The sequence below is a fragment of the Micromonospora sp. CPCC 205739 genome, from assembly GCF_036906795.1.
Taxonomy (GTDB): domain Bacteria; phylum Actinomycetota; class Actinomycetes; order Mycobacteriales; family Micromonosporaceae; genus Micromonospora.
Genome location: NZ_JBAKHS010000008.1, coordinates 57,291 through 82,912 on the forward strand (window position 1 = coordinate 57,291; position 25,622 = coordinate 82,912).

Below are 25,622 nucleotides of genomic sequence, written 5' to 3' on the forward strand. Positions count from 1 at the left end.
GCCGGGTGTCCGCCGCAGCGGACCCCCGGTCCCCCCAGGGCGCGGTTCAGCGCGGACCGGCGAGCAGTTCCGCGGCGGCCCGGGCGCCGGCCCGGGTGGCGCCGTGGGTGGCCACGTGCACCCGGCCGACGACCAGCTCGGGCACGCCCAGCTCCACCACGACCGCGTCCGGCCGGGCGGTCAGGGCCCGCTCGACGGCGTCGCGCATCCAGTCGTGGCGGTGCAGGTCGCGGACGACCAGGACGACCGGCCGACCGCCGGCCCCGGCCGTCGGCTCCGCCGGCACCTCGGCCTCGGCGAACCGGGCGCTGGTGGTGCCGGGGCGCAGCGCGGCCAGCGGGGCGGCGATGCCCCACGGCGTCTCCGGACCGATGGCGATGTTGCGCGGCGGGGAGAACTCCACCACGTGGGCGGGGGCGACCAGCGGCAGCGCGGTGGCGGCACCGCTGACCCGCAGCGCCCGGCGCGCGGCGGCCAGGCCGACCACCGACCCGTCGGCGGGCGACACGGCCGCCGACGGACGGTCGGCGCGGGCGGCCACCGTCCAGGCGGCGAGCTGACCGACCCGCTTGGCCGCCTCGGCGAGCCGCTCCTCGGGCAGCTCGCCGGCGACGACGGCGGCGACGATCGCGTCGCGCAGGTGCCGGGCGGCGTCCTCGTCGGCCCGCTCGCCACCGACGCAGACCGCGTCGGCCCCGGCGGCGAGGGCGCGCACGGCCGCGCCGGCGAAGCCGTACCGGTCGGTGACCGCGCGCATCTCCACCGCGTCGGTGACCACCACCCCGGAGAAGCCCAGCTCGTCGCGGAGCAGGTCGCCGAGGATGCGGGGGCTGAGGGTGGCCGGCAGTTCCTCGTCGAGGGCGGGCACGAGCAGGTGCCCGGTCATCACGGCCTGCACCCCGGCCGCCACGGCGGCGCGGAAGGGGACCAGCTCGCCGGCGTCGAGGCGGGCCCGGTCGGCGCCGATGCGGGGCAGGTCGTGGTGCGAGTCGACCTGGGTGTCGCCGTGGCCGGGGAAGTGCTTGGCGCAGGCGGCCACGCCGGCGGACTGCAGGCCGCGTACCCAGGCGGCGGTGTGCCGGGCGACCAGCTGCGGGTCGGCGCCGAAGGACCGCACCCCGATCACCGGGTTGGCCGGGTTGTTGTTGACGTCCGCGTCCGGGGCGTAGTTGAGGGTGACGCCGAGCGCGGCGAGTTCGACGCCGAGGTCACGGGCGACCTCCTCGGTCAGCTCCGGGTCGTCGACGGCGCCGAGGGCGAAGTTGCCCGGCCGGGAGCTGCCCAGCGCCGACTCGATCCGGGTGACGTCGCCGGCCTCCTCGTCGATGGCCACCAGGACGTCGGGGCGTTCGGCGCGCAGGGTCGCGGTGAGCTCGGCGAGTTGGCCGGGTTCGACGACGTTGCGGGCGAAGAGGACCACCGCGCCGAGCCCCTCGCCGAGCCACCGGCAGACCCACTCGGGCGGGGTGGTGCCGACGAAACCGGGCTGCAGGACGGCGGCCGCCAGGCCCGCCAGGTTGCGCTCGCTCATGACGCCGCCGCCCTTCGGCCGGCGGCGTCATGAGGCTCGGCTGCGCTGTGCCCGATGATTCGCTCGCTCCGCTCGCTCATGCGGCCCCCGTACCCCCGTGTGATCTTCCGACGGCCGGTCGCCGTCGCGGTGCTGCCATGGTCACACCGGGCAACGAAATAGTCAATAAACCTTACTGTTACCGTCTGGCGTCCTCCGAGGCGGCGTGCGACAGTGCGGGAATGGACCTGCTGCCACTCGCCGACGCCACCTCGCCGGCCGACGTCCCCGGCGTGCGCCTGCTCGGCGTGGTGGTCGGCGGCCTGCTGTTGCTCGCCGCCATCCGGGCCATGTTCGGCCGCCGCTGACTGATCCCCCGAGTCCGGGGTAGGGCACCCCTGGTCAGCACGGCGCGACCGGCGCCGGGCGACGGCGAGGGGGAAAGATGAAGATCGGTTACTTCCTGTCCAGTGAGGAGTTCACCCCGGCGGAGCTGCTGGAGCAGGCGCGCGGCGCCGAACGGGCCGGGTTCGAGGCGCTGTGGATCTCGGACCACTACCACCCATGGGTGGACGCGCAGGGGCAGAGTCCCTTCGTCTGGTCGACCATCGGCGCGCTCAGCCAGGTCTGCTCGCTGCCCGTCACCACCGCGGTGACCTGCCCGACCGTCCGCATCCACCCGGCGGTGCTCGCCCAGGCCGCGGCCACCAGCGCCGTCCTGCACTCCGGGCGCTTCGTGCTCGGCGTCGGCTCCGGCGAGGCGCTCAACGAGCACATCCTCGGCGACGCCTGGCCGCAGACCGACGTCCGGCTGGAGATGCTCCAGGAGGCGGTCGAGGTGATGCGCGAGCTGTGGCAGGGCGGATTCGTCAACCACCACGGCAAGCACTACACCGTCGAACACGCCCGGATCTACACCCTGCCCGACGCGCCCCCACCGGTCTACGTGTCCGGCTTCGGCCCCAAGGCGATCGACCTGGCCGCCCGGATCGGCGACGGCTACGTCAGCGTCATGCCCGACGCCGACATGGTCCGCCGGTTCCGGGAGAGCGGCGGCGGCGACAAGCCCTGTCAGGCCGGCTTCAAGGCGGCGTACGCCGACAGCGAGGACGAGGGGATGCGGATCGCGTACGAGAAGTGGCCGAACGCCGGCGTGCCGGGCGAGCTGTCCCAGGTGCTCCCCTCCCCGCGCCACTTCGAGCAGGCCGCCCAGCTGGTCAAGCCGGAGATGATGAAGGAGTCGTTCGTCTGCGGCAACAGCGCCGACGCGCACCTGGAGATGATCGACCAGTACGCCAAGGCCGGCTTCGACGAGGTGTACGTGGCCAACGTCGGCCCGAACGCCCAGGGCCTGTTCGACCTCTACCAGCGCGAGGTGCTGCCCCGCCTGCGCTGACCCGCGGCGTCCGGGGCCGGCGCGGGGAGCCGGCCCGGACGCGATATTCACGTGCACGGCCGACCCCGCCCGCCGATCATGATCGGCGTGCACTCCGCCCTCACCGTGACCCCGGCCGAACTGCCCGCGCTGCTGCTGCACGTCGCGGTGGTCCGGCCCGTCTTCGTCTGGGGGGCGCCGGGCATCGGCAAGAGCTCCCTGGTCCGGGCCTTCGCCGACTCGCTCGGCCTGCCCTGCGTGACGCTGGTCGGCACCCAGCTCGCCGCCGAGGACCTGATCGGCGTGCCGGAGCTGCGCGACGGGCGCAGCCGCTTCGCCCCGCCCGAGTCGATCGCCCGCAGCGAGCCGTACTGCCTCTTCCTCGACGAGCTGAACTCCTCCAGCCCCGAGGTGCAGAAGGCGTTCTACTCGCTGATCCTGGACCGCCGGATCGGCTCGTACGAGCTGCCGGCGGGTTCGATCGTGATCGGCGCCGGCAACCGGACCACCGACAACGCGCTCGCCCGGCCGATGGCCTCCGCGCTGGTCAACCGGCTGGTGCACGTGCACCTGCGCGCCTCGGCCACCGACTGGCTGGCCTGGGCGGCCGGCGCGGGCCTGCACCCGTGGGTGCTGGACTACCTGACCGAGCGCCCCGACCAGCTGTGGGTGGCCCCGCCGAAGACCGAGGAGCCCTTCTCCACCCCGCGCAGCTGGCACATGCTCTCCGACGCGCTGCGCTCCTTCGGCGAGGGTGTCGACGAGGCGACCGTCCGGCTGCTGGCGGCCGGCACGCTGAGCGGGCAGCACGCGGCCGGCTTCACCGCGTACGTCAAGACGGTGCGTCACCACTACGGCCTGGACGCCATCGTCCGGGGCGACGCCGGCTGGCCGCGCGCCGCGACCGACCGGGACCTGCTCTACTTCTTCGCCGAGGCGTTCCGGGCGCGACTGGTCAAGGAGCTGCCGGCCGACCGCGACCACGCCTCCCGCGCGGTCCGCGACTTCGCCCTGCGCACCAAGGGCCTGCTGGTCGAGCTGGCCGAGATCTCCCTGGAGTGCGCCCAGCTCGTCGTCGCCACCGACGACGACGGGATGCCGGTGCTGCCGGCGTGGTTCCTGGTCGAGGTGACCCGGGACCTGCCCCGCCTGGTCGCGGCCCGGGCCTGAGCGATGGCCACCCGCCGACGCGCCGGCCGCCGGCCGGACCCGAACGAGGAGGCGTTCGACCGGGCCGCGAAGCGGGTGCACGCGCACCCGATGTTCCGGCCGATGCTCTCCGGCGCGTTTCCGAGCGCCGGGTTCCGCTGGCTCGACGACGCCGAGCTCACCGACCGGCAGGGCTGGGCACGGGTCCGCCACGACGGGGAGATCGTGGTCAACCGGCGCCGGCGCGGCGACACCGACGAGTGGTACTGGGTGCTGGTGCACTGCCTGCTGCACCTCGGCTTCGGCCACCTCGACCCGGGGCGGGCCGGCCCGCTCGACCACGCCGCCGACGCCGCCGCCTGCCTGGCGGTGGCCCGGTTCCAGCTGGACGCGAAGCTGGGCCGGCCGCCGCGCCCGCTGCCCACCCCGCTGCCCGGCGGCGAGGAGGCCGGACTGGCGGCCCGGTGGCGCGCCGGCGGCGTCCCCGAGGGGTACGCCGACTGCGGCGTCGGCGGGCACGGCGGCGACCTCGACCACCGGCCCCCGCCGCCGGACCGGTACGGCTGGCGGCCGCCGGCGGGCACCCGCGTACCGACCTGGCCGGAGCGGTTCGCCGTGGGGCTGGCGGCGGCGGCCAGCGCGGCGGTGGAGGCCGCCGGCGCGCCGCGGCCCGGCCCCGGGGGCGTGACGCGGGACAACCCGTGGGAGCGGGCGCGCCGCTGGTTCGTCTCGTCGTACCCGCTGCTCGGGGCGCTGGCGGCCGGCTTCCGGATCGTCGCCGACGTGGAGCTGGCCCGGTCCTGGGACATCGCGGTCGCGGCGGTCGACGCGCACGCCGGGGAGATCTACGTCAACCCGCTGCGGGCGATGCCGGAGCAGGAGTGCCGGTTCGTGCTGGCGCACGAGATGCTGCACGCCGCGCTGCGCCACGCCGACCGGGTGGCGCACCGCGACCCGTACCTGTGGAACGTCGCCACCGACTACGTCATCAACGGCTGGCTGGTCGAGATGGCGGTCGGCACCATGCCGGACGGGCTGCTGCACGACCCGCAGCTGCGGGGGCTGTCGAGCGAGGCGGTCTACGACCTGCTCGCCACCGACCTGCGCCGGCACCGCCGGCTCGCCACGCTGCGCGGCACCGGTCTGGGCGACATGCTCGGCGAGCGGACCCCCGGGCCCGGCGAGGCGCGCCGGGCGGTGGACCTGGACGAGTACTACCGCCGCGCGCTGACCAGCGGCCTGGCGTTCCACGAGTCGGCCGGGCGCGGTCTGCTGCCGGCCGGCCTGGTGGCCGAGATCCGGGTGCTCGACGCGCCGCCGCCGCCGTGGGACGTGCAGCTGGCCCACTGGTTCGACGCGCACTTCCCGGCCCGCGAGCGGCAGCGGTCGTACGCCCGCCCGTCCCGCCGCCAGGCGAGCACTCCGGGCATCCCCCGCCCCGGCTGGCACCGCCCGGACGAGCGGGAGCGCCGGCCGACGTTCGGGGTGGTGCTGGACACCTCGGGGTCGATGAGCGCCCGGCTGATGGGTCGGGCGCTCGGCGCGGTCGCGTCGTACGCGTCGGCCCGGGACGTACCGGCCGCCCGGGTGGTGTTCTGCGACGCGGTGGCCTACGACGCCGGCTACCTGCCGGTGGAGGAGATCGCCGGCCGGGTGCGGGTACGCGGCCGGGGCGGCACCGTGCTGCAACCCGGGATCCGGCTGCTGGAGCGGGCCGAGGACTTCCCGCCGGACGGGCCGATCCTGGTCGTCACCGACGGCGAGTGTGACGTGCTGCGCATCCGGCGCGACCACGCGTTCCTGGTGCCGGCGGGCGCCCGGCTGCCGTTCACCCCGCGCGGCCCGGTCTTCCGGATGACCTGAGCCACCACCGGGGGCACTCCGCGCGCCCCGCCGGTTTCGCCGGTGATCGGCTCGGGTACCTCCGGCCCTCGATGAAGCTGTCCATGCACTCGACGACGTTGCGCCGCGCGGCGCGGAGCCTCTTCGGCTGGACCGCGCTGCGGCCCAACCAACTCGCCGCGATGCGCGCGGTGATGAAGCGACGCGACGCGCTGGTGGTCCTGCCCACCGGCGCCGGCAAGTCGGCGATCTACCAGATCCCGGCCAGTCTGATCCCCGGTCCGACGGTGGTGATCTCCCCGCTGCTGGCGTTGCAGCAGGACCAGATCGCCGCGCTGAACGAACGGCAGCGCCCCGAGCTGCGGGCGGTACGGATCAGCTCCGACGAGTCCCCCGCCCAGCAGGCCGAGGCGATCGAGGAGATCCGCGACGGCCGGGCCGAGTTCCTCTTCATCACCCCGGAACAGCTCAGCAACCCCGACCGGCTGGCCGAGGTCAGATCGCTCAAGCCGGCGCTGGTGGCGATCGACGAGGCGCACTGCATCTCGGCGTGGGGTCACGACTTCCGCCCCGACTACCTGGCGCTGGGTCACCTGATCGAGGGCATCGGCCGGCCGCCGGTGGTCGCCCTGACCGCCACCGCCTCGCCCCCGGTCCGCGACGACATCATCGCCCGGCTGCGACTGCGCGAGCCCGAGGTGGTGGTCTCCGGGCTGGACCGGCCCAACATCTTCCTGGAGGTGGCGCACTGCCCCACCGACGACTACCGGTGGCGGCGGCTGGTGGCGCTGCTCCGCGACGACCAGCGCCCCGGCATCATCTACGTGCCGACCCGGCGGGCCGCCGAGGAACTGGCGCAGCGGCTGACCGACGCGGGGTTCCCGGCGCAGTACTACCACGGCGGGATGCCCACCGGCGCCCGGCACGACCTGCACGAGGCGTTCCTCGCCGACCAGGTGCCGATCATGGTGGCCACCTCGGCGTTCGGCATGGGCATCGACAAGCCGAACATCGCCTGGGTGGTGCACATGGCGCTGCCCGACTCCCCGGACAGCTACTTCCAGGAGATCGGCCGCGCCGGCCGCGACGGCGCGCCGGCCCGGGTGCTGCTGCTCTGGCAGGCGGAGGACGTCGGGCTGCAACGCTACTTCAGCGGCGGCCTGCCCGACGCCACCGAGCTGCGCGACCTGGCCGCCCTGCTGCGCAAGCAGGCGCGGACCAAGAAGGAGCTGCGCGAGGTGACCGGCCTGGGCCCGCGCAAGCTCGGCCAGTACCTGTCCCTGCTGGAGCAGATCGGGGCCGCCGAGCCGCGGGCCCGGCAGAAGATCGGCGCGCCGCGCTACTCCCCCACGCCGGTGGACGCCGCCGCGGCGGCGCTGGCCGAGGCGGAACGGCAGCAGACCGTGACCCGGTCCCGCACCGACATGATGCGCGCCTTCGCCGAGACCACCGCCTGCCGCGGCCAGACGCTGCTGGCGTACTTCGGTGAGCAGATGTCCGAGGTCTGCGGACACTGCGACAACTGCCACGCCGGCACCAGCACCGCCGACGACGGCGCGGTCGGGCCGTTCCCGGTGCACAGCCAGGTCCGCCACCCCGAGTGGGGGCCGGGGCTGGTGCTCAACTACGAGGAGGACCGGATGACGGTGCTCTTCGACGAGGTCGGTTACAAGACGCTCTCCGTGCCCGTGGTGTCCGAACAGGGCCTGCTGACGCTGGACTAGCCTGACCGGGCACCGGGGCGCAGACGCAACGAAACGAGAGGGGCTCAGTCGTGATCGAACAGCCGGCGTACACCGGGTTCGGATTCTCCGACGAGGAGTGGGGGCTGCTGGTCGGCCTGCCGCAGGCGGTCCTGACCGCGGCCAGCGCCGCGGAGCACGACGGCAGCCGGCGCACCCGCGCGGAGAACGCCGCCGGGCTGGAGACCATCTCCGCCGGCCGCGAGTCGGCCAACCCGCTGGTCGCGGCGGTCGCCGGGGAGATCGTGTCCCGGGTGGGCGACCCGGAGGCGGGCGAGGAACTGCCGGTCATCGAGCCGGCCGACCCGCAGGGCCTGATCGACGACGTGCTGGCCCGGGCCGGCCAGGCGTCCGCGCTGCTCGCCGCCAAGGTGGACGAGGGCGAGGCCGGGGCGTACAAGCACTGGCTGGTGGAGATCGCCGAGCAGGTGGTCGGCGCCGCCGCCACCGGCGGTCTGCTCGGCCTCGGCGGTGACCAGGTCAGCGACTCGGAGCGCCGCTTCCGCGACCGGCTCTCGCACGTGCTCAACGACTGACCGGCGCCGTCGAGGAGATCCGCGCGCCCCCGACGGGGTGGCGCGGATCCGCCGTCTCCGGTCGACTTCCGCCCGCCGCGTCGCTGCCCGACAATCGACCGCACGCAACGGAGAGATGGGTGGGCGGGAAGATGCTGGACCGGAACGTCGTCGACACGGAGGCGTTGCCGCCGCGCGAGCGGTTCGGCATGTGGCTCGACCTCGTCGCCCGCACCGCCGCGCCGCTGCGGATGAAGTCCGTGCACGCCGACGACTTCACCGCCCGCGCCGAGATCATCCCCCTCGGCCCGATCCAGCTGGTGAACTACCGCTACCCCTCGCTGGACGCGGTCCGGACCGCCAAGCTGGCCCGGCAGACCGAGCTGGACTACTTCCTGCTCGCCCTCACCACCACCGGCACCGGCTCCTCCGGGCAGGCCGGTCGGCAGAGCGTGCTCCAGCCCTGGGAGTTCACCTTCTACGACGGGTCGCGCCCGCACCAGGTCAGCCACGAGGGGGAGCAGGGCGGACGGCAGCTCGCCACCTCCGTGGTGGCCCTGATCCCGTACGGCGCGCTGCCGCTGCCCCCGGACCGGCTCGCTCCCCTGCTCGCCGGCCGGATGTCCGGCACCGAGGGGGTGGGCGCCCTGCTGGCGCAGTACCTGGTGCAGATCGCGGGCCACCCGGAGCAGTACCACGCGGCGGACGCCGAGCGGCTCGGCACGACCGGTCTCGACCTGATCGCCACCCTGCTCGGCCGGCACCTGGTCGCCGAGGACGAGGTGCCCCGGGAGGTCCGCCGCCGGGCGCTGCTCGCCCAGGTGCGCGCCTACGTCCAGCGGCACCTGGGCGACGCCACGCTGAGCCCGCAGACGTCGCCGAGGCCCACCACGTCTCCGTCCGCACCCTGCACCGGCTCTTCGAGGCGGAGGAGACCACCGTGGCGTCGTACGTGCGGGACCTGCGCCTGCAGCGGTGCCGCCGCGACCTCGCCGACCCGGCGCAGGCGCACCGGCCGATCCAGGCCGTCGCCGCCCGCTGGGGCTTCGCGGACAAGGCGGTGTTCAGCCGCGCCTTCCGGGCCGCCTACGGCGAGTCCCCGCAGGGGTACCGGGCGGCCCGGCGGGAACAGGCACGGATCGTCAACAACGCGGCATCCGTCGTCAACTCGACGTCGCCATACTGACTGCGGATCGGCGGTCGGCAGGCCCGTGCCGGCCACCGATAACGGGGGACCGCGGTGGCGCCCGTGACCTCCTTGTCACGGGCGGCCGCCCCGGTTGCCGTGCGGACGGCGGCACCACCGTCCGCGGCCCCGCCGCACTGGCCCCGGCCCCGCCGCTCTTCCCCCCAGGACTGACGACGGGGCCGGTCAGGCGTCCTCCAGCAGCTCCAGGACCGTCCGCTCGGCCTCGGACCGTGGGGTGTCCGGCCGGACCGGCGCGACCACCCCCTCGTGGTACAGGTCGACCACCCGCGGGTCCACGTAGGAGGTCCGGGCCACGGTCGGGGTGTTGCCCAGCAGCTCGGCGACCTCCTTCATCACCCCGGCGACCGCCTTGCGACGGGCGGTGACGGAGCGCGGCACGCCGACGGTGGCCAGCTCGATCGCCGCGAGCACGGTGGCGTGCCAGGTACGGAAGTCCTTCGCGGTCATCTCCCCACCGCTGGCGTCGCGCAGGTAATCGTTGACCTCGTCGCTGCGCACGTCGCGCCACTGCCGCCCGTCCCAGTAGCCGAAGAGGCGCTCCTCCGCCCGGCGCCGCCGGCGCAGGTTGGTCAGCACCTGGCACAGCTCCCGGTCCTCGATCCGGCGGACCTGCTCGATGCCGCCCTTGGCGGGGAACTCGAAGACCACACACCCGCCCCGGGAGCGGGCGTGCTCGGGGCGCAGCGTGGAGACCCCGAAGGTGGCGTCCTCGCCGACCGCGTACTGGTCGTTGCCGACCCGGAACATCCCCATGTCCAGCAGCCGGGCGACGGTGGCCAGCACCCGGTCCCGGTTGAGGCCCCGTTTGCCCAGGTCGTCGGCGATCCGCCGGCGCAGCACCGGCAACCGGTGGGCGACCTCCAGGACGTGGTCGAACTTCGCCTCGTCGCGCCTGCGCCGCCATTCCGGGTGGTAGAGGTACTGCTTGCGGCCGGCCGCGTCGACGCCGGTCGCCTGGATGTGCCCGTTCGGGTACGGCACGATCCAGACGTCCCGCCAGGCGGGCGGGATGACCAGCTCGCGCAGCCGGGCCAGCTCGTCGGGGTCGCGGACCGGCTCGCCCCGGGGGTCGAGGAACACCCAGCCCTTGCCGGCCCGGCGGCGCCCGTATCCCGCCCGGCCCGGATCACTACGCCGCAATCGCACCGGAGACCCGCACCGCCTCTTCGGCCTCTTCCACGGCGGCCAGCACCCGGTCCACCGGCAGGGCCGCCAACGTCGGGTGGCTTCCTACCCCGGGCGGGCCGGGCCAATCCCGGGCTCCGGCGAAGAGCACCCGGTGCCGGGGGCGGTCCGGCGGTGGACCCCACTCGGCCGGCGGGACCGGGCCGAAGAGCAGCACGGACGGGGTGGCGTAGGCGGTGGCGAGGTGCCCGACGCCGGTGTCGCCGCTGACCACCAGGCGGGCGCCGGCGACCAGCGCGGCCAGCTCGCCCAGGTCGGTCCGGCCGGCCAGGACGGTGGCGCCGGGCAGGCCCGCCGCGCCCGCCACCCGCCGCGCCAGCTCGCGCTCGTCGGCCGAGCCGGTCACCACCACCCGGTGTCCCCGCTCGGCGAGGGCCCGGGCGAGGGCGGCGAACCGGGCCGCCGGCCAGCGCTTCTCGGGGATCTTGCTGCCCGGGTGGACGACGGTCACGCCGGCCGGCGCCCGGCCCGCCGCCGGCCGGCGCAGGGCGAGGTCGCCGGGGTCGGCGGGGATCCCGTACCAGGCGAGCAGCCGGCACCAGCGGTGCACCTCGTGCTCACCGGCGCGCCACCGCGGGCCGTCCGGGTGGCCGGCCTCGGGGCAGCGGAACGCCAGCAGCCGGCCCGCGCCGGCCAGCATCCGGTGCGAACCGGGACCGCGCCCGTGCAGGTTGACCGCGACCGGTGGCGGCGGCCACGGCGGCGGGCCCAGGCCGTCGGTGGGCAGCAGCCGGTCGACGCCGCCGATGAGATCCACCAACGGCCCGAGCCAGGCCGGCGCCGCCAGCGCCAGCTCCCGATCGGGGTACGCGGCCCGCAGCGCGCGCAGCGCCGGCACCGCCGTGGCCAGGTCGCCCACGCCGAGGGCGCGGAGCACGAGGATCACGGGTACGACGTCTCCTGCTCGGCGCAGACCACCATCTCGCGCACCGCGCAGCCGGGCGGCTGGGAGAGGGCGAACATCACCGCGGCGGCGGTGTCGCCCGGCGCGTTGAGCTTGGCGTCCGGGCCGGGCCGGTACTGCGGGTCGCGCTCGTCGAAGAAGGCGGTGCGCATCCCGCCGGGGATCAGCAGGGTCACGTTCACCCGGCCGGCGAGTTCGGCGGCGAGCGCACGGGTGAAGCCGACCACCCCGAACTTCGCCGCGCAGTACGCGGTGGCGTCGCTGACCGCCTTCACCCCGAGGGTGGAGGCGACCGTGACGATCCCGCCCCGGGACGCCTCCAGGTAGGGCAGCGCCGCCCGGATCACCGCCACCGTGGCGAGCAGGTCGACCGCGACGATCCGCTCCCAGGTCTCCCGGGGTACGTCGGCGAGCTTGCCGGGCACGTCCATGCCGGCCGCGGTGACCACCGCGTCGAGTCCGCCGGAGCGCTCGGCCAACTGACGGGTGGCCTCCTCGGCGGCCCGGGTGTCGGCCAGGTCGCACTCGATCCAGGGCACCCCGTCACCGGGGCTCTGCCGGTCCAGCACCAGCGGACGGCCGCCGGCGCGGGCCACCGCGGTGACCACCGCCGCGCCGAGCCCGCTCGATCCGCCGGTGACCAGGACGGTCGGGCCGGCACCGGGTGGACTGTTCGTCATCGTGCTCCCTCCGCCGTCGGACGCTGCGCACCGGCCGGCCGGGCGGCGCCGGCGGGTGCGGCGCGGTACGCCCCGGGGCGCTCGCCCCGGGCCGCCGCGATCATGTCGGTGGTGGAGCGCCCGTCCAGGTACGGCACCACCACCGCGTGCCCGCCCCAGCGGCGCAGCGTCTCGGCCTCCGGCAGGCTCGCCGGATCGCCACCGCCGGTGGCGTAGTCGCCGCCCTTGACCCAGATGTCCGGTCGCAGCCAGCCCAGCACCGCGTCCGGGGTCGACTCGTCGAAGACCAGCACCGCGTCGACGCAGCCCAGCGCCGCGAGCAGCCGGCTGCGGTCGCCCTGCGGCACGACCGGGCGCTCCGGCCCCTTCAGCCCGGCGACGCTGGCGTCGGAGTTGAGACAGACGATCAGGCAGTCGCCGAGCTGCCGGGCGGCCTGGAGGGTGGCCACGTGCCCGGCGTGCAGCAGGTCGAAGCAGCCGCCGGTGGCGACCACCGTGCCGCCGGCCGCGCGGACCTCGGCCACCACCGCGCCGGCGGCGGCGGCCCCGATCCGCTCCCCGCCGCCACCCAGCGGCACCGGCGCGGCGGCGCTGACCTCGGGCGGCAGCGCGACCGCCACTCCCCCGCCGGCCACGTACGCCGACGCCTCCGCCACCGCCTCCTGCACCGCCTCGGAGACCAGCGCGCCACGGGCCAGCGCGAGGGTGGCCGCCGAGGCGAACCGGTCCCCCGCCCCGCAGGTGTCCCCCTCGGCGTTGACCGGGGCGGCGACCACCAGCGGGGTGGCGCCGGCGTGGCAGAGCAGCGCGCCGTCGCCGCCCAGGGTCACCGCGACCGCGCCGGCGCGCCACCGCTCGCGCAGCCCCTGCGCGCCCCGGGCGGCGGTGGCCAGCCGGGACGAGCCGGGCGGGACCTTGGTCAGGTCGCGTACCTCCGCCTCGTTCGGGGTGGCCAGGGTGACCCCGGGCACCGCCGCGGGCCCGCGCGGGTGCGGGTCCCAGACCACCGGCGCGCGGGTCGCGGCGAGCGCGGCACGCAGCGCGGGATGTCGGGCGACGCCGCGCCCGTAGTCGCTGACCAGCACGGCGGACGCCCCGGCGATCAGCCGCAGCACCGCCTCGCTCGGCTGTCCTGGGTCGACGGCCGACCCGCCCCGGTCGTGGCGCAGCAGCACCCGGCCGCGGGCCCGCAACCGGATCTTCTCCGGGGTGGTGCCGGGCAGGGGCAGCGCGTACACCTGGACCCCGGCGGCGGTGAGCAGGCAGCTCAGCCGGGCGCCGCCGGCGTCGTCGGCCAGGGCCGTCACCAGCGCCACCTCCGTGGCGCCTCCGGCGGCGGCGAAGACCGCGGCCAGGCCGGCGCCGCCGGGACGGTCGGCGTACGACGTCTCGTCGAGCACCGGTACGGGCGAGTCCGGGCAGAGCCGGTTCACCACGCCCTCGACGTCGCGGTCCAGCAGCGTGTCGCCGATGACCACCAGGGGTCCGCGCACCGCCGGCCCCCTCATCCCGCCTCGACCCGCTGCTCGCCGCCGCCGTCGAGCACCACCTCGACACCGGTGCGCACCGGCGCGGGCGGCCCGTCGACGGGGGCGGGATCGGCCGGAGCGGTCACCGCCAGCGCCGCCGGCAGCGCCCGGTCGACGTACTCGCAGAGCACGTGGGTGGAGACCAGGTGCAGCTCCTGCACCACCTGGCTCTCCGGGGAGGCGATGGCGAGCACCTCGTGGCAGGCCTCGGCGAGCGGGTTGGGCGCCGGGCCGGTGAACCCCCAGCAGCGCAGCCCGACCTCCCGTCCGGCGCGGGCGGCGGCCAGCAGGTTGGCGCTGGCGCCGCTGGTGGACATCAGCAGCAGGATGTCGTCGCGGCGGCCGTGGGCGCGGACCTGCCGGGCGAAGACCTCGTCGTAGCCGTAGTCGTTGCCGATCGCGGTCAGCGCGGAGGTCTCCGCGTGCAGCGCGATCGCCGACAGCGGCCGGCGGTCGTCGCGGAGCTTGCCGACAAGTTCGGCGGTGAGGTGCTGCGCCTCGGCGGCGCTGCCGCCGTTGCCGGCGACCAGCAGCCGGCCCCCGCCGGCCAGGGTGGCGGCCAGCTCGGTGCCCCAGCGGGCCAGCAGTTGCTCCGAGGACCGGTAGGGCAGCAGCGCCTCGGCCAGCAGGGTCACGTGCGCGTCCAGCAGTCCCTCGGGCGCCGTCGTCATCAGGCGACCACCCGGCTCGGCCGGCGCACCGCGGCCACCTCGCCGTACAGCTCCGCCAGCCGCTCGGCGGTGCTCGCCCAGGAGTAGCTGCGCCGGGCCCGTTGCAGCGCCGCGGTGGCGTACCCGAAGCGGCGGATGCGGTCGTCGAGCAGCCGCTGGATCGCCGTGCCCAGGGCCTGCGGGTCGCGCGCCGGGACCAGGTCCCCGGTCACCCCGTCGACCACGGTGTCCTTGATCCCGCCCACCGCGGTGCCGACGACCGGCACGCCGCAGGCCATCGCCTCCAGCGGGGTGAGCCCGAACGGCTCGTACCAGGGGGCGGCGACCAGCACGTCGGCGGAGCGGTACCAGCGGCCCATCTCCTCCCGGGGCACCGCGCCGACCAGCCTGACCCGGTCGGCCACCCCGCAGGTGGTGGCGAGGGCGCGCAGCCGGCGGGCGTACGGGTCGGTCTCCAGCAGGCCGGCCGGTGGGCCGCCGACCACCACGCACTCGGCGTCGGGCACCAGGGCCATCGCCCGGATCACGGTCTGGAACCCCTTGCGTTCCACCAGCCGCCCGACGGTGAGGATCCGGGGCCGGTCGGGCTCCCGCTCGGCGGCCGGGCCGAGCGGGGCGAAGCTGGCCAGGTTGACCCCGGACGGCACGACCGTCATCCGCGCGCGCGGGACGCCGAGCCGGACCAGCTCGCCCACCTCGTCCTGGCACTGCGCGACCACCCGGTCGACCGAGCGGCCGAGCTCCCGCTCGTAGGCGATCCGCCGCGCCGGGCTGGTGTCCTGCACGCCCTGGTAGCGCCGCTTCACCGCGCCGAGCGCGTGGTAGGTCTGCACCACCGGCACCCCGGTCTGCCGGCTGGCGGTGAGCGCGGCGAGGCCGCTCATCCAGAAGTGCGCGTGGATCACCTCGGGCACCCAGTCACCGCCGCGCCACCGGTCCACCAGCCATCCGCTGAACTCCTTCATGTGCGGCAGCAGGGCGTCCTTGGCCAGCGGCTCGGCCGGACCGGCCGGTACGTGCACCACGTCGTACCCGGCCGGGGCGCGGACGCTGACCGGCAGGTCGACGGCGTCGCGCCGGGTGTAGACCCGGACGTCGTGCCCGGCGGCCACCAGCGCGGCGGAGAGCTCCGCGACGTGGGTGTTCTGCCCGCCGGCGTCCTCACCGCCCAGGATGGCGAGCGGGCTGGCGTGCTCGGAGATCATCGCGATGCGCATACTTCCTCCTCCAGCAGGCGGTCCCAGTCGGCGAGGAAACGGTCCAGGCCGTAGCGGGCCCGGGCGGCGGCGCGCGCCTCGGCACCGACGCGGCGGGCCTCGGCGGGCTGCGCGACGAACCGCCCCGCGGCCTCCAGCAGCACGTCCACCCGGGTGGAGAGGGCACCGGCCCCGGGCGGCACGGCCTCGACGGCCTCGGTGGTGGCCAGCGCGACGACCGGCATGCCCATCGTCATGGCCTCGATCAGGCTCAGCCCCAGCGACGTCCACCGGCACAGGTGCAGGTACGCCCGCCGGCGCGCCAGCTCGGCGTGCATCCGGTGCTGCGGCACGTCGTCGTGGCTGGTCAGCCGGTCGGCGGGCAGGCCCAGGTGCGCCGCGAGCCCGGCCACCTTCATGCCGAACACGTCCAGCGGGGCGAGCTCGGCGAAGCGCGGCAACAGGTCGGTGCCGGTGACCCGCCAGCGGCGCACCGGCTCGTTGATGACGACCGCGAGCCGGTCCAGTTCGCCGGTCCACTCCACCGCCGGCGGGACCACCCCGTGCTCCACCACGGCGGTGCGGGTGCCGCCGTTGTCCCAGAAGAGCTCGTTGAAGTGGGTCACGTGGGTGAGCAGCAGGTCGTCGCGGTCGGCCATCGGGTGGCGGGTGTTCGGCACGTCCCCCTTGGGGGTGTTGTGCTCGACGTACACCGCCGGCACGTCCCGGCCGACCCGCCGGCCCAGCCAGTCGCAGGCCAGGTCGATCTCCTCGGGGCGTTGCAGCAGCACCACGTCGACCTGCTCCCGCCGCAGCTGCTGCGGGGTGACCTCCACGGCGCTCTCCGGCCACGGGTAGGTGCGGGCCCGGCCCAGCCCGTACGCGCCGCGGTCGGGGGTGACCGGCACCAGGTAGCGGTGCTTGCCGTGCACGAAGGAGGTGGTCCAGGAGCCGTGCACGTGCCACACCAGGATGTTCATCGGGCGCTCCCGCCGCCGGCGATCACCGGGTCGATGCCGACCGTGGCCGGCGCCGCGCCCGGCGGAGGCGCGTCGGCGGGTACGCCGAGCAGGCGTACCGCGGCCAGGACGTGCCCCGGCTCGATGGCGGACAGGCAGGGGTGGCCGGGCACCGGGCAGCGGGTGGCCCGGGTGTCCCGGCAGGGCGCGCCCGCGTCGCCCAGGCGGACGGCGGGCACCCGGTAGGGCCCCCACTGTCCGAACGGGACGGTGGGGGCGAAGAGGCTGACCACCGGTACGCCCAGCGCGGCGGCCAGGTGCGCCGGGCCGGTGTTGCCCACCACCAGTGCGGCGGCGCCGGTGAGCACGGCGGCGAGGTCGGCGAGGCCGGTCCGGCCGCCCAGGTCGATGCCGACGTCCCCGGCCACCCGGGCGGTCAGCTCCGTCTCGTCCGCTCCGCCGGTGACCGCCACCCGGTGTCCGGCCGCGGTGAGCACCCGGACGATCCGGGCGGCCAGCTCGGGCGGGCAGGCCCGGGTCGGCACCGCCGAGCCGGGGTGCAGCACCACGTAGCCGGGGCCGCCGAGGCGGGCCGGTGGGGGCGGCAGCCCGTCGGTGCGGACGCGCAGCGCCGGGTCGTCGGCGGCCGGGAGCGGAAAGCCGGCGGCCGCGGCCAGCGCCAGCGCCCGCTCCGGTTCAGGCAGCCCGTCGGGCACCCGGTGTCGCACGTCGAGCAGGGAGCCGGGGTAGTCGTCGCTGATGGCGCTGACCCGGGGCACCCCGGCCAGCCGCAGCAGCAGGGCGAGCGGGAGGGGTGACTGGTGGAAGGAGGTGAAGACCACCGCCTCGTCGGCCTGTACCGCGGCGAGCCGGTCGGTGAGCCGGCGGATGTCGTCCGGGTCGACCGGGGCCGGGTCGCCGTCGATCCACGGCAGCGGCCATTCGACGAGTTCGTCGACGCCGGGCAGCAGGGCGGCGGCGTCCCGGCCGCGCGGGCCGTGCAGCAGGACGACGCGCCGCGCGCCGGTGGCGACGGCGCGGATCGCCGGGCCGGTGACCAGCACGTCCCCGGCGGAGTCGGCGCGCACCACCAGCACCGTCCCGGTCCGCCGCGGTGCGGTGGGACGCAGCGCGGCCTGGCGGCGCAGGATCTCCTCGACGGCCGCCGGCAGGTCACGCGCGACGTGCGGGGCGGCGGCCACCTCCGCGGGCCGGGTCACCGGGGTCGGCACCAGCACGCCGGTGGCGCCGGCGGCCAGCGCGGCGGTCATGTCGCGGCCGATGTCGCCCACCACCACGCAACGGGCCGCCGTGGTGCCCACCGCCGCGGCCGCCCGGGTGACGAGACCGGGGGCGGGCTTGCGGCAGCCGCAGCCGTCCCCCTCGTCGTGCGGGCAGACCTGCCAGGTGTCGAACGGCCCCAGCAGCTCCTCGATCCGGGCGTGCACCGCCCGCAGCTGTCCGGCGGTGAACAACCCCTTCGCCAGCCCGGACTGGTTGGTCACCACCCCCAGGCGCAGCCCCGCGGCCCGCAACCGGTCCAGCGCCGCCCGCGCACCCGGCACCGGCCGCACCTTCTCCGGATCGCCGTTGTACGGCACGTCCTCGACCAACGTGCCGTCCCGGTCCAGCAGCACCGCGTCGAACAGGACCGGCCGGATCACGCCCCGGTCGACGGCCGGGTCGACCCGGCCTGACCTGCGCTGATCCGGCTCCAACTGGTCCCGTCGCACGGGCGGCGCGTTCCCGGAGCCCCGGGGAGTAAACATCATCTACCCGGCGCTACGGCTCGTCGCCGTCCGGGCCGCGCACAGGTCGCCGACGGGGCCTTACCCGCCGCCCCGGAGAAGCTAACGCGTTGCCCGCAGCGGCCGGTTAGCCACCGTCACCGCCGGGGTACTGCACGGCAGTGGCGATTGTGGAGAAGGTAATCGACGCCGAGCCGCAGCACGTCTTCGCCGTGCTCGCCGACGGGTGGACGTACAGCGACTGGGTGGTCGGCACCGTGCACGTGCGGGACGTCGACCACGACTGGCCGCGGGTGGGCACCCAGCTGCACCACAAGGCCGGGCCGTGGCCGTTCTCGCTGGAGGACTCCTCGACGGTGCTGGCCTGCGAGCCGCCGCACAAGCTCGTCGTCAAGGCCGGGCTCTGGCCGGCCGGTGAGGCGATCGTGGTGTTCACCCTGGAACCGGTCGGCGACGGCGCCACCCGCGTCCGCATCGGCGAGGACTTCGCGGCCGGGCCGCTGCGCTGGGTCCGCAACAAGCTCAACGACCTGGTCCTGCACCAGCGCAACAAGGAGACGTTGAGCCGGCTCTGCGACATCGCGGTGCGGCAGAAGGCGGATCAGCGCGAGCCGCGGTGAGAGGCGGGGAGCCTCGACGAGGCCCGACGGGGCACTGGCTACCCTTTGGGGGAAAACCGTCGGCAACCAGAGGATGTCCGTCATGATCGAACCCGTGGAGCTGCCCTCGCCGTGGCGGGAAGCACGCCTGACCGTCGTGGTCCCGACCTACAACGAGGCGGGCAACCTCCCGGTGCTGGTCGAGCGGCTCCTCTCCCTGCCGCTGCCCGGCCTGAAGGTGCTGGTGGCGGACGACAACTCCCCCGACGGCACCGGCGAGGTGGCCGACAAGCTGGCCATCGAGCACCCCGACCGGATCCAGGTCGTGCACCGCGCCGGCAAGGAGGGCCTGGGCCGGGCGTACGTCGACGGGATCGGCCGGGCGCTCGACGGCGGGGCCGACTACGTGGCGCAGATGGACGCCGACCTGTCCCACCCGCCGGAGGCGCTGCCCGGCATGCTCGGCGCGCTGCTCTCCACCCAGGCCGGCGTGGTGATCGGCTCCCGGTACGTCCCCGGTGGCGAGCTGGACGAGAACTGGCCGCTCTACCGCCGCGCGCTCAGCGGCTGGGCGAACCTCTACGTGCACACCCTGCTGCGGGTGCGCATCCGTGACCTCACCGCGGGCTTCAAGATCTGGCGGGCGGACGCGCTGCGCGACATCGGCCTGGAGCGGGTGCAGTCCAACGGGTACAGCTTCCAGGTCGAGATGCACTACCTCGCCACCAAGCTGGGGCACACCATCCTCGAGGTGCCGATCCGCTTCGAGGAGCGCCGCGACGGCGCCTCGAAGATGACCACCGCCACCAAGGTGGAGAGCGCCCTGATGCCGTTCAAGCTGCGGACCCGGCACCGCAACCTGGAGCGCTGACCGGTCCCTCCCCCGCCCGGCCGTCACGGGCAGTGCTGCCGTGGCAGCGTGCGCGATATGCCTGAGAGGCGTAGCTGCGTCCCTCAGGCATATCGCTCTGTCACACCTGACCCCCCGGGGCACTTCCCGTCGGCCGGGTCGCGGCCACGGGCCAGGTCAGCGGTAGACCGCACGGTGTGCGGCGCCGATCGCCCGGGCGTACAGGCCCCCGGTGAGGGCGCGGTTGCGGCTCAGCGCCGCCTGCGCCGCGTTCGCGCCGGGCGCGCCGTGCACCCCGCCGCCCGGGTTGGCCGAGGCGCTGGCCAGGTAGAGCCGGTCGACCGGGGTGTCCGGCCGGCCGAGCCCGGGCACCGGACGCAGGAAGAGCTGCTGGTACGCGGCGGCCGTGCCGCCGCCCACCGAGCCGCCGACCAGGCTCGGGTTGCGCTCCTCCAGGTCGGCCGGGCCGGCCACGAAGCGGCCCCGGACCAGGGCCTTGAAGCCGGGGGCGTAGCGCTCCAGCACCCCCTCCATCCGGTCCACGTGCGCGGCCACGTCCTCGGCCCGCCAGTTCCGCCGGAATGGCAGGTGGGTGTACGACCAGAGCGACTCCGTACCGGCCGGTGACCGGGTCGCGTCGGCGGTGGTCATCTGGCCGACCAGCAGGAACGGGTCCTCCGGCACGTCCCCGCAGGCCAGGTCCGCCGCGTAGCGGGTGAGCCCGTCGACGTCCGTGGCCAGGTGCACCGTGCCCGCCCCGGCGACCTGCGGGTTGGCCCACGGCATCGGCCCGTCCAGCGCCCAGTCGACCTTGACCGTCGACCCGTCCCAGCGGAAGTGGTCGAGGTCCTCGACCAGCCGGGGCGGCAGCCAGGCGGCGCCGACCAGGTCCAGGTAGAGCGTGGGCGCCGGCACGTCGGCCAGCACCGCGCGGCGGGCCCGCCAGGTGGCGCCGCCCTCGGTCCGTACGCCCATCGCCCGGCCCCGGGCCACCAGCACCCGGTCGACCCGGGCGGAGTAGGTGATCCGCCCACCCTTGGCGATCAGTCGCGCCACCAGCGCGTCGGTGATCCGCTGTGCGCCACCCAGCGGCACCGGCCAGCCGACCTCCTGCCCCAGCATGGCGAGCAGCCAGCCGTAGATGCCCGAGCCGGCGTCGTCCGGCGACAGGTCGGTGTGCAGGGCGCAGCTGGCCATCAGCGCCGGCGCGCCCTCGCCCCGGAACACCTCGTGCCCGAACTGCCGGCTGGGCAGCACCAGCCGGCGGGCCAGCCGCAGCGCCCCGGCGGTGCGGAGCCGGCCCAGCAGCTCCAGCCCGTCGCGGACCGGCGGGAAGGGGGTGAAGAGGGCGTTCACCAGGGGACGGGAGATGACCCGCCAGTCGTCGTACGTGTCGAGCCAGCGCTGCCCGTCGCCGGGCGCGAACTCCTCCATCGACGCGGCGCTGCGGTCGGGGTCGCGGTTGAGCACCGCCGCCCGGCCGTCCGGCAGCACGTGCGCCAGCACGTCGGGGGCGTGCGTCCAGGCCAGCCCGTGGGCGTCGAGGCGCAGCCGGCGCAGCACCGGCGAGGCGTACCCGAGGGGGTAGAAGGAGCTGTAGAGGTCGCTCAGGTAGCCGGGGGCGGTGACCTCGGCGGACCGCACCGCCCCGCCGGGGGCGCCGGTGGCCTCCAGGACCAGCACGTCCCAGCCCGCGTCGGCGAGCAGGTTGGCGGCCACCAGTCCGTTGTGCCCGGCGCCGACGACGACGGCGTCGGCGGTCTCCGTGCCGGTCGCGATCATCCGATCCGCCTACCCGGCCAGCAACCGGGCGAAACGCGTTTGCTCTGCCGGGACCGGGGCATCCACTGCCGCATGTACAGGGTTGAACAGCTCATCGGTGGAGTGTGGGGCGCGGGCGGCGCGGGCGGCGAACTGGTGGTGCACGATCCCGCCGACGGCACGCCGGTCAGCACCGTCCCGGTGGCGACGGCGGACGAGGTCGCCAAGGCGGTCGAGGCGGCCCGGGGCGCGGCGGCGGAGTGGGCGGCGACGGCCCCGGCGGAGCGGGCGGCGGCGCTGCACCGGGCCGCGGACGCGCTGGCCGGGGCGGCCGACGAACTGGCCGCGGCGACGACGGCGGAGATGGGCAAGCCGCTCGGCGACGCCCGGGGCGGCGTGGAGGCGGGCATCGGCACGTTGCGACAGTACGCCGAGCTGGCCCCGGTGCGGGGCGGGCGGACGCTGCACGGCAGCGTGGACGCGATCGACTTCATGGCGCCGGAGCCGCGCGGGGTGGTGGCCGCCATCACCCCGTGGAACGACCCGGTGGCGGTCTCCTGCGGCCTGCTCGGCGCGGCCCTGGTCACCGGCAACGTGGTGCTGTACAAGCCGAGCGAGCGGACCCCGGCCACCGGCTGGCTGCTGGCCCGGATCCTCGACGGGGTGCTGCCCGCCGGGGTGCTCACCCTGCTGACCGGCGGTGGCGAGGTGGGCGCGGCGCTGGCCGCGCAGGAGGTGGACGTGGTGGCCCATGTGGGCTCCACCGCCACCGGCCGGGCCATCGCGGCGGCGTGCGCCCGGACCGGCGCGAAGGCGCTGCTGGAGAACGGCGGCAGCGACCCGCTGATCGTCGACGCCGGGGTGGACCCGGTCTGGGCGGCCGGGCAGGCGGCGATCGGCGCGTTCGCCAACGCCGGGCAGATCTGCGTCGCGGTGGAGCGGATCTACGTGCACCGGGACGTGGCGGAGGACTTCGCCGACGCGCTGGTCGACCGGGCGCAGGCCCTGCGGGTCGGCCCGGGCCGGCATCCGAAGACCGAGCTGGGGCCGCTGGTGGACCGGCGGCACCGCGACCACGTGCACGGCCAGGTGACCGCGGCGGTGGCCGAGGGGGCGACGCTGCGGACCGGTGGTGTGCTGCCGGAGGGGCCGGGGGCGTTCTATCCGGCGACGGTGGTGACCGGCTGCCGGCACGAGATGACGCTGGTCCGCGAGGAGACCTTCGGGCCGGTGGCGCCCGTGGTGGTGGTGGACTCGTTCAGCGAGGCGTTGCGCTGCGCGGCCGACTCGCCGTACGGGCTGGCCGGCACGGTGCTCACCGCGTCGATGAGCCACGCGCAGCGGGCCTGGCGGGAACTGCCGGTGGGCACCGTCAAGGTCAACGCGGTGTTCGGCGGCGCACCGGGCGGTGCCGCGCAGCCGCGCCGCGGCAGCGGACAGGGCTTCGGGTACGGCCCGGAGCTGCTCGACGAGTTCAGCACCGTCAAGACGGTGCACATCGAGGCGCCGGGCGGCGGCCACTGGTGAGCGGTGACGCGGGAGCCCGGGACCGTGCGGTCCCGGGCTCCCGTGCGTCGTACCCCCGGCTCAACGACCGCCGCGGGCCTTGGACCTCTCGCGGGCCTGCGCGGTCTGCCGGGCGTTGGCCTTCTCGATCGCCTTGACCAGTTCCGGCTTGGTCATCCGGGACCGGCCCGGCACGTCCAACTTCTTGGCCACGTCCATCAGGTGGTCCTTGGTGGCGTTGGCGTCCACGCCGCTCGCCGTGGGGGCCCGCCGGGCCGGTCCGCCGCCCTGCGCCTGCCGGTCGCTGGGTCCCTTGCGTCCCTTCGGCTCCCAGTGGTCGCCCACCTTCTCGAACTCGTGCTTGACGGCGGCGAACGCGGTGCGGTGCGCCCGCTCCCCCTCGCCGTAGGTGTCCACCGCCGAGTCGTGCGTCTTCTCCCAGGTGCGCTGCGCCTTCTCCGGGGAGCGCCGCAGCGTGCTGGGCAGTACCTCGCGCCCGGGCATCTCGTCCTCCTCCGCGTCGGTGTGCTCCGCATGAACGGTTCCCGGGGACCCCAGCGGCAAACTCGCCCGCCGGGTTTGTCGATTTCCGGCACCGGGTACCGGCGGGGCCAGCGAGTGCCGGTTGATCCGGCGGGGCCGGGGCGACAGGAGCGGGACATGGCAGCGACGACGGAGCCGACCGCGGTCGCCGACGGCCGGGAGGGGCTGCGGGTCCCCGCCCGGGTACGGCAGCTGCGCTGGTCCACCTGGCGCGGGGCGCTGGTGCGCAGCGGGCGCAACTTCATCAAGGACAACTGCGCGGACTGGGCGGCGGCGCTGACCTACTACGGCGTGCTCGCCCTCTTCCCGGCGACCGTGGTGGTGGTCGCCCTCGTCGGCCTGGTCTCCGACGGCGAGCGCACCGTCGACACGGTGCTGGACCTGGCCCGGGACCTCGGCGCCGGCTCGGTGGTCGCCGACGACGGCTTCGTGTCGGTGGTGCGCACCGTGGTCGACCAGCAGAGCGGGGCGAAGGTGCTGCTCAGCTTCGGTCTGCTCGGCGCGCTCTGGTCGGCGTCCGGGTTCATCGGGGCGTTCACCCGGGCCTCCAACGCGATCTACGGGGTCGAGGAGGGACGGCCGTTCTACCGGCTGCGTCCGCTGCAGATCGGCCTGGCGGCCCTGTCGCTGATCCTGCTGGCCGTGGTGGCGCTCGGCCTGATCGTCAGCGGGCCGGTGACCGACGCGGTGGGCAACCTGGTGGGTGCCGGCGGGCTGGCCCGCACGGTGTGGAGCATCGCCAAGTGGCCGGTGCTGGCGCTGGTGATGATGACGCTGCTCTCCCTGCTGTTCTGGATCGCCCCGAACGTGCAGCAGCCGCGGTTCCGCTGGCTGACCCCGGGCGGGGCGGTGGCCCTCTTCTCCTGGATCGTCGCCTCCGCCGGTTTCGGCCTGTACGTCGCCAACTTCGGCTCCTACGACGTCACGTACGGCAGCCTGGGCGCGGTCATCGCCTTCCTGGTCTGGCTCTACCTGTCCAACTGCGCGCTGATGTTCGGCGTACAGATCAACGCCGAGCTGCAGCGGGGCCGGGTGCTCCAGGCCGGTGCGGAGGACCCGGGCGAGCCGGTCCTGCCGCCGAAGGCCCCTGCCGATTCGTGACCGCGTGCCGGGTTCGGCGTTTCCCCCGGGCCGCGAGGGGTAGCACACAGGGCATGGAACGTGGCAGCAGCAAGCACGGACCGAGGATCGACGAGCAGATGAGCCAGGAGGTCGCCGGCCTGCTCCAGGGGCCGGGTACCGGGGGCTCGCGCGCCGAGGAGTTCCGCCAGCCCGAGCCGGCCGGCGAGGACCAGCCGGAGGCCACCACCGCGCCCGCGGGTGAGCTGCGCACCGGCGCCCCGAAGGGCATGAGCTCGCGGGACGTGGAGGAGCGCAGCCGCCTGGGGCGCTTCATCACGATGACCGCCCTGCCCGGCAACCGTGAGGCGCTGATCGCGAACGCCCGCGAGAACGAGGCGCCCGCCGACCTCATCGCCGCGCTGGAGCGGCTGCCCGACGGTACGCGGTACCGCACGATCTCCGAGGTGTGGGCCGCACTGGGCAACAAGAACGAAACGACGCGCTGGTGACCGGATCGGCCCATGATCCGGACGCGCACCAGCGGCCAGAGGAGGAATCGTCATGAGCGGCGTTACCGAGCACGTGGACGTCTCCGTCCCGATCCGCACCGCGTACGACCAGTGGACCCAGTTCGAGGAGTTCCCCCACTTCATGGAGGGGGTGCAGGAGGTCCGGCAGCTGTCGGACACGATGACCCACTGGACCGTCGAGATCGCCGGGGTCAAGCGTGAGTTCGACGCCGAGATCACCGAGCAGCTCCCCGACGAGCGGGTGGCGTGGAAGTCGACCGGCGGTACCCAGCAGGCCGGTGTGGTCACCTTCCACCGGCTCGACGCGGGCAAGACCCGGGTCACCCTGCAGATGGACTTCGAGCCGCACGGCGTGGTCGAGAAGGCCGGCGACAAGCTGGGCGTGGTCGACCGGCGCGCCAAGGGTGACCTGGAGCGCTTCAAGCAGTTCATCGAGCGCCGCGGTCAGGAGACCGGCGCCTGGCGGGGCAAGGTGGACCGCCCGCAGCCGTGACCCGTCCCCCCGCAACTCACGCATTCTGATGGCCGCCGGTGATCCGGCGGCCATCGCCGCGTC

The 25,622-nt window shown here is 75.4% G+C and carries 24 protein-coding genes and 1 pseudogene; 14 read left to right on the forward strand and 11 right to left on the reverse strand.

Annotated features, from left to right (window positions below; all coding sequences use genetic code 11):
- Positions 1-46: 46 nt before the first annotated feature.
- Positions 47-1,531 carry a glycoside hydrolase family 3 protein gene (locus V6U88_RS14175; protein WP_334453157.1) on the reverse strand — a complete coding sequence of 495 codons (1,485 nt, stop codon included), beginning with the start codon at positions 1,529-1,531 and terminating at the stop codon, positions 47-49.
- A gap of 221 nt (positions 1,532-1,752) precedes the next feature.
- On the opposite strand from V6U88_RS14175, the gene V6U88_RS14180 reads away from it, so the two are divergent.
- The 8 genes and pseudogenes from V6U88_RS14180 to V6U88_RS14215 all read left to right on the forward strand — a co-directional run bounded on the left by V6U88_RS14180 (position 1,753) and on the right by V6U88_RS14215 (position 9,319).
- Positions 1,753-1,878, forward strand: a complete 126-nt coding sequence (locus V6U88_RS14180) for a hypothetical protein (protein ID WP_255541416.1) — start codon at positions 1,753-1,755, stop codon at positions 1,876-1,878.
- 77 nt (positions 1,879-1,955) lie between these two features.
- Positions 1,956-2,906, forward strand: coding sequence for a TIGR03557 family F420-dependent LLM class oxidoreductase (locus V6U88_RS14185; protein WP_334453160.1), 951 nt, complete (start codon positions 1,956-1,958; stop codon positions 2,904-2,906).
- A 105-nt stretch (positions 2,907-3,011) separates the two neighbouring features.
- Positions 3,012-4,055 carry an ATP-binding protein gene (locus V6U88_RS14190; RefSeq protein WP_334453495.1) on the forward strand — a complete coding sequence of 348 codons (1,044 nt, stop codon included), beginning with the start codon at positions 3,012-3,014 and terminating at the stop codon, positions 4,053-4,055.
- A 3-nt stretch (positions 4,056-4,058) separates the two neighbouring features.
- Complete coding sequence (locus V6U88_RS14195; protein WP_334453162.1) at positions 4,059-5,897, forward strand: vWA domain-containing protein; 1,839 nt, start codon at positions 4,059-4,061, stop codon at positions 5,895-5,897.
- Between the two features lie 71 nt (positions 5,898-5,968).
- A complete protein-coding gene (locus tag V6U88_RS14200) occupies positions 5,969-7,600 on the forward strand; it encodes a RecQ family ATP-dependent DNA helicase (protein WP_334453164.1) in 1,632 nt (543 codons plus the stop codon).
- A gap of 50 nt (positions 7,601-7,650) precedes the next feature.
- Positions 7,651-8,154 (forward strand): hypothetical protein, encoded by a 504-nt coding sequence (locus V6U88_RS14205; protein WP_334453166.1) that lies wholly within the window; start codon positions 7,651-7,653, stop codon positions 8,152-8,154.
- A 230-nt stretch (positions 8,155-8,384) separates the two neighbouring features.
- A pseudogene (locus V6U88_RS14210) lies at positions 8,385-8,828 on the forward strand (helix-turn-helix domain-containing protein); the annotation flags it as partial.
- A gap of 212 nt (positions 8,829-9,040) precedes the next feature.
- Complete coding sequence (locus tag V6U88_RS14215) at positions 9,041-9,319, forward strand: helix-turn-helix transcriptional regulator (RefSeq protein WP_334453496.1); 279 nt, start codon at positions 9,041-9,043, stop codon at positions 9,317-9,319.
- Between the two features lie 186 nt (positions 9,320-9,505).
- On the opposite strand, the gene V6U88_RS14220 is transcribed toward V6U88_RS14215, so the two are convergent.
- From V6U88_RS14220 to V6U88_RS14255, 8 genes are read right to left on the reverse strand one after another with little or no spacing between them, the layout of a single operon-like run.
- On the reverse strand, positions 9,506-10,489 hold the full coding sequence (locus V6U88_RS14220; RefSeq protein ID WP_334453168.1) for a DNA topoisomerase IB: 984 nt from the start codon (positions 10,487-10,489) through the stop codon (positions 9,506-9,508).
- Entirely contained in the window at positions 10,473-11,414 is a 942-nt protein-coding gene (locus tag V6U88_RS14225) for a glycosyltransferase family 9 protein (RefSeq protein ID WP_334453170.1), read from the reverse strand. Before V6U88_RS14225 ends, V6U88_RS14220 begins: the two co-directional genes overlap by 17 nt.
- The gene (locus V6U88_RS14230) at positions 11,411-12,112 is read right to left on the reverse strand and encodes an SDR family oxidoreductase (protein WP_334453171.1); all 702 of its coding nucleotides are present in this window, start codon (positions 12,110-12,112) and stop codon (positions 11,411-11,413) included. The genes V6U88_RS14225 and V6U88_RS14230 overlap by 4 nt, the downstream gene beginning before the upstream one ends.
- The gene (locus V6U88_RS14235) at positions 12,109-13,605 is read right to left on the reverse strand and encodes a PfkB family carbohydrate kinase (RefSeq protein ID WP_334453172.1); all 1,497 of its coding nucleotides are present in this window, start codon (positions 13,603-13,605) and stop codon (positions 12,109-12,111) included. The genes V6U88_RS14230 and V6U88_RS14235 overlap by 4 nt, the downstream gene beginning before the upstream one ends.
- Before the next feature lie 11 nt (positions 13,606-13,616).
- The gene (locus V6U88_RS14240) at positions 13,617-14,312 is read right to left on the reverse strand and encodes a D-sedoheptulose-7-phosphate isomerase (RefSeq protein ID WP_334453174.1); all 696 of its coding nucleotides are present in this window, start codon (positions 14,310-14,312) and stop codon (positions 13,617-13,619) included.
- Positions 14,312-15,529: a glycosyltransferase gene (locus V6U88_RS14245; protein ID WP_334453175.1), complete on the reverse strand. Its 1,218-nt coding sequence runs from the start codon at positions 15,527-15,529 to the stop codon at positions 14,312-14,314. Before V6U88_RS14245 ends, V6U88_RS14240 begins: the two co-directional genes overlap by 1 nt.
- Entirely contained in the window at positions 15,514-16,488 is a 975-nt protein-coding gene (locus tag V6U88_RS14250) for a glycosyltransferase (RefSeq protein ID WP_334453176.1), read from the reverse strand. Before V6U88_RS14250 ends, V6U88_RS14245 begins: the two co-directional genes overlap by 16 nt.
- A complete protein-coding gene (locus tag V6U88_RS14255) occupies positions 16,485-18,200 on the reverse strand; it encodes an HAD-IIIA family hydrolase (RefSeq protein WP_334453178.1) in 1,716 nt (571 codons plus the stop codon). Before V6U88_RS14255 ends, V6U88_RS14250 begins: the two co-directional genes overlap by 4 nt.
- Positions 18,201-18,376: 176 nt before the next feature.
- On the opposite strand from V6U88_RS14255, the gene V6U88_RS14260 reads away from it, so the two are divergent.
- Positions 18,377-18,835, forward strand: a complete 459-nt coding sequence (locus V6U88_RS14260; protein WP_334453180.1) for an SRPBCC family protein — start codon at positions 18,377-18,379, stop codon at positions 18,833-18,835.
- 82 nt (positions 18,836-18,917) lie between these two features.
- Positions 18,918-19,685 (forward strand): polyprenol monophosphomannose synthase, encoded by a 768-nt coding sequence (locus V6U88_RS14265; protein WP_334453181.1) that lies wholly within the window; start codon positions 18,918-18,920, stop codon positions 19,683-19,685.
- A 156-nt stretch (positions 19,686-19,841) separates the two neighbouring features.
- On the opposite strand, the gene V6U88_RS14270 is transcribed toward V6U88_RS14265, so the two are convergent.
- Positions 19,842-21,446, reverse strand: coding sequence for a phytoene desaturase family protein (locus tag V6U88_RS14270; RefSeq protein ID WP_334453183.1), 1,605 nt, complete (start codon positions 21,444-21,446; stop codon positions 19,842-19,844).
- Positions 21,447-21,518: 72 nt separating this feature from the next.
- On the opposite strand from V6U88_RS14270, the gene V6U88_RS14275 reads away from it, so the two are divergent.
- On the forward strand, positions 21,519-22,952 hold the full coding sequence (locus V6U88_RS14275; protein WP_334453186.1) for an aldehyde dehydrogenase family protein: 1,434 nt from the start codon (positions 21,519-21,521) through the stop codon (positions 22,950-22,952).
- Between the two features lie 60 nt (positions 22,953-23,012).
- On the opposite strand, the gene V6U88_RS14280 is transcribed toward V6U88_RS14275, so the two are convergent.
- The gene (locus V6U88_RS14280) at positions 23,013-23,435 is read right to left on the reverse strand and encodes a ChaB family protein (protein WP_334453187.1); all 423 of its coding nucleotides are present in this window, start codon (positions 23,433-23,435) and stop codon (positions 23,013-23,015) included.
- Positions 23,436-23,591: 156 nt separating this feature from the next.
- On the opposite strand from V6U88_RS14280, the gene V6U88_RS14285 reads away from it, so the two are divergent.
- From V6U88_RS14285 to V6U88_RS14295, 3 genes are read left to right on the forward strand one after another with little or no spacing between them, the layout of a single operon-like run.
- Positions 23,592-24,575 (forward strand): YihY/virulence factor BrkB family protein, encoded by a 984-nt coding sequence (locus V6U88_RS14285; RefSeq protein WP_334453188.1) that lies wholly within the window; start codon positions 23,592-23,594, stop codon positions 24,573-24,575.
- A 53-nt stretch (positions 24,576-24,628) separates the two neighbouring features.
- Positions 24,629-25,045 (forward strand): DUF2795 domain-containing protein, encoded by a 417-nt coding sequence (locus tag V6U88_RS14290; protein WP_334453190.1) that lies wholly within the window; start codon positions 24,629-24,631, stop codon positions 25,043-25,045.
- 52 nt (positions 25,046-25,097) lie between these two features.
- On the forward strand, positions 25,098-25,559 hold the full coding sequence (locus tag V6U88_RS14295; RefSeq protein ID WP_334453192.1) for an SRPBCC family protein: 462 nt from the start codon (positions 25,098-25,100) through the stop codon (positions 25,557-25,559).
- Positions 25,560-25,622: the final 63 nt, after the last annotated feature.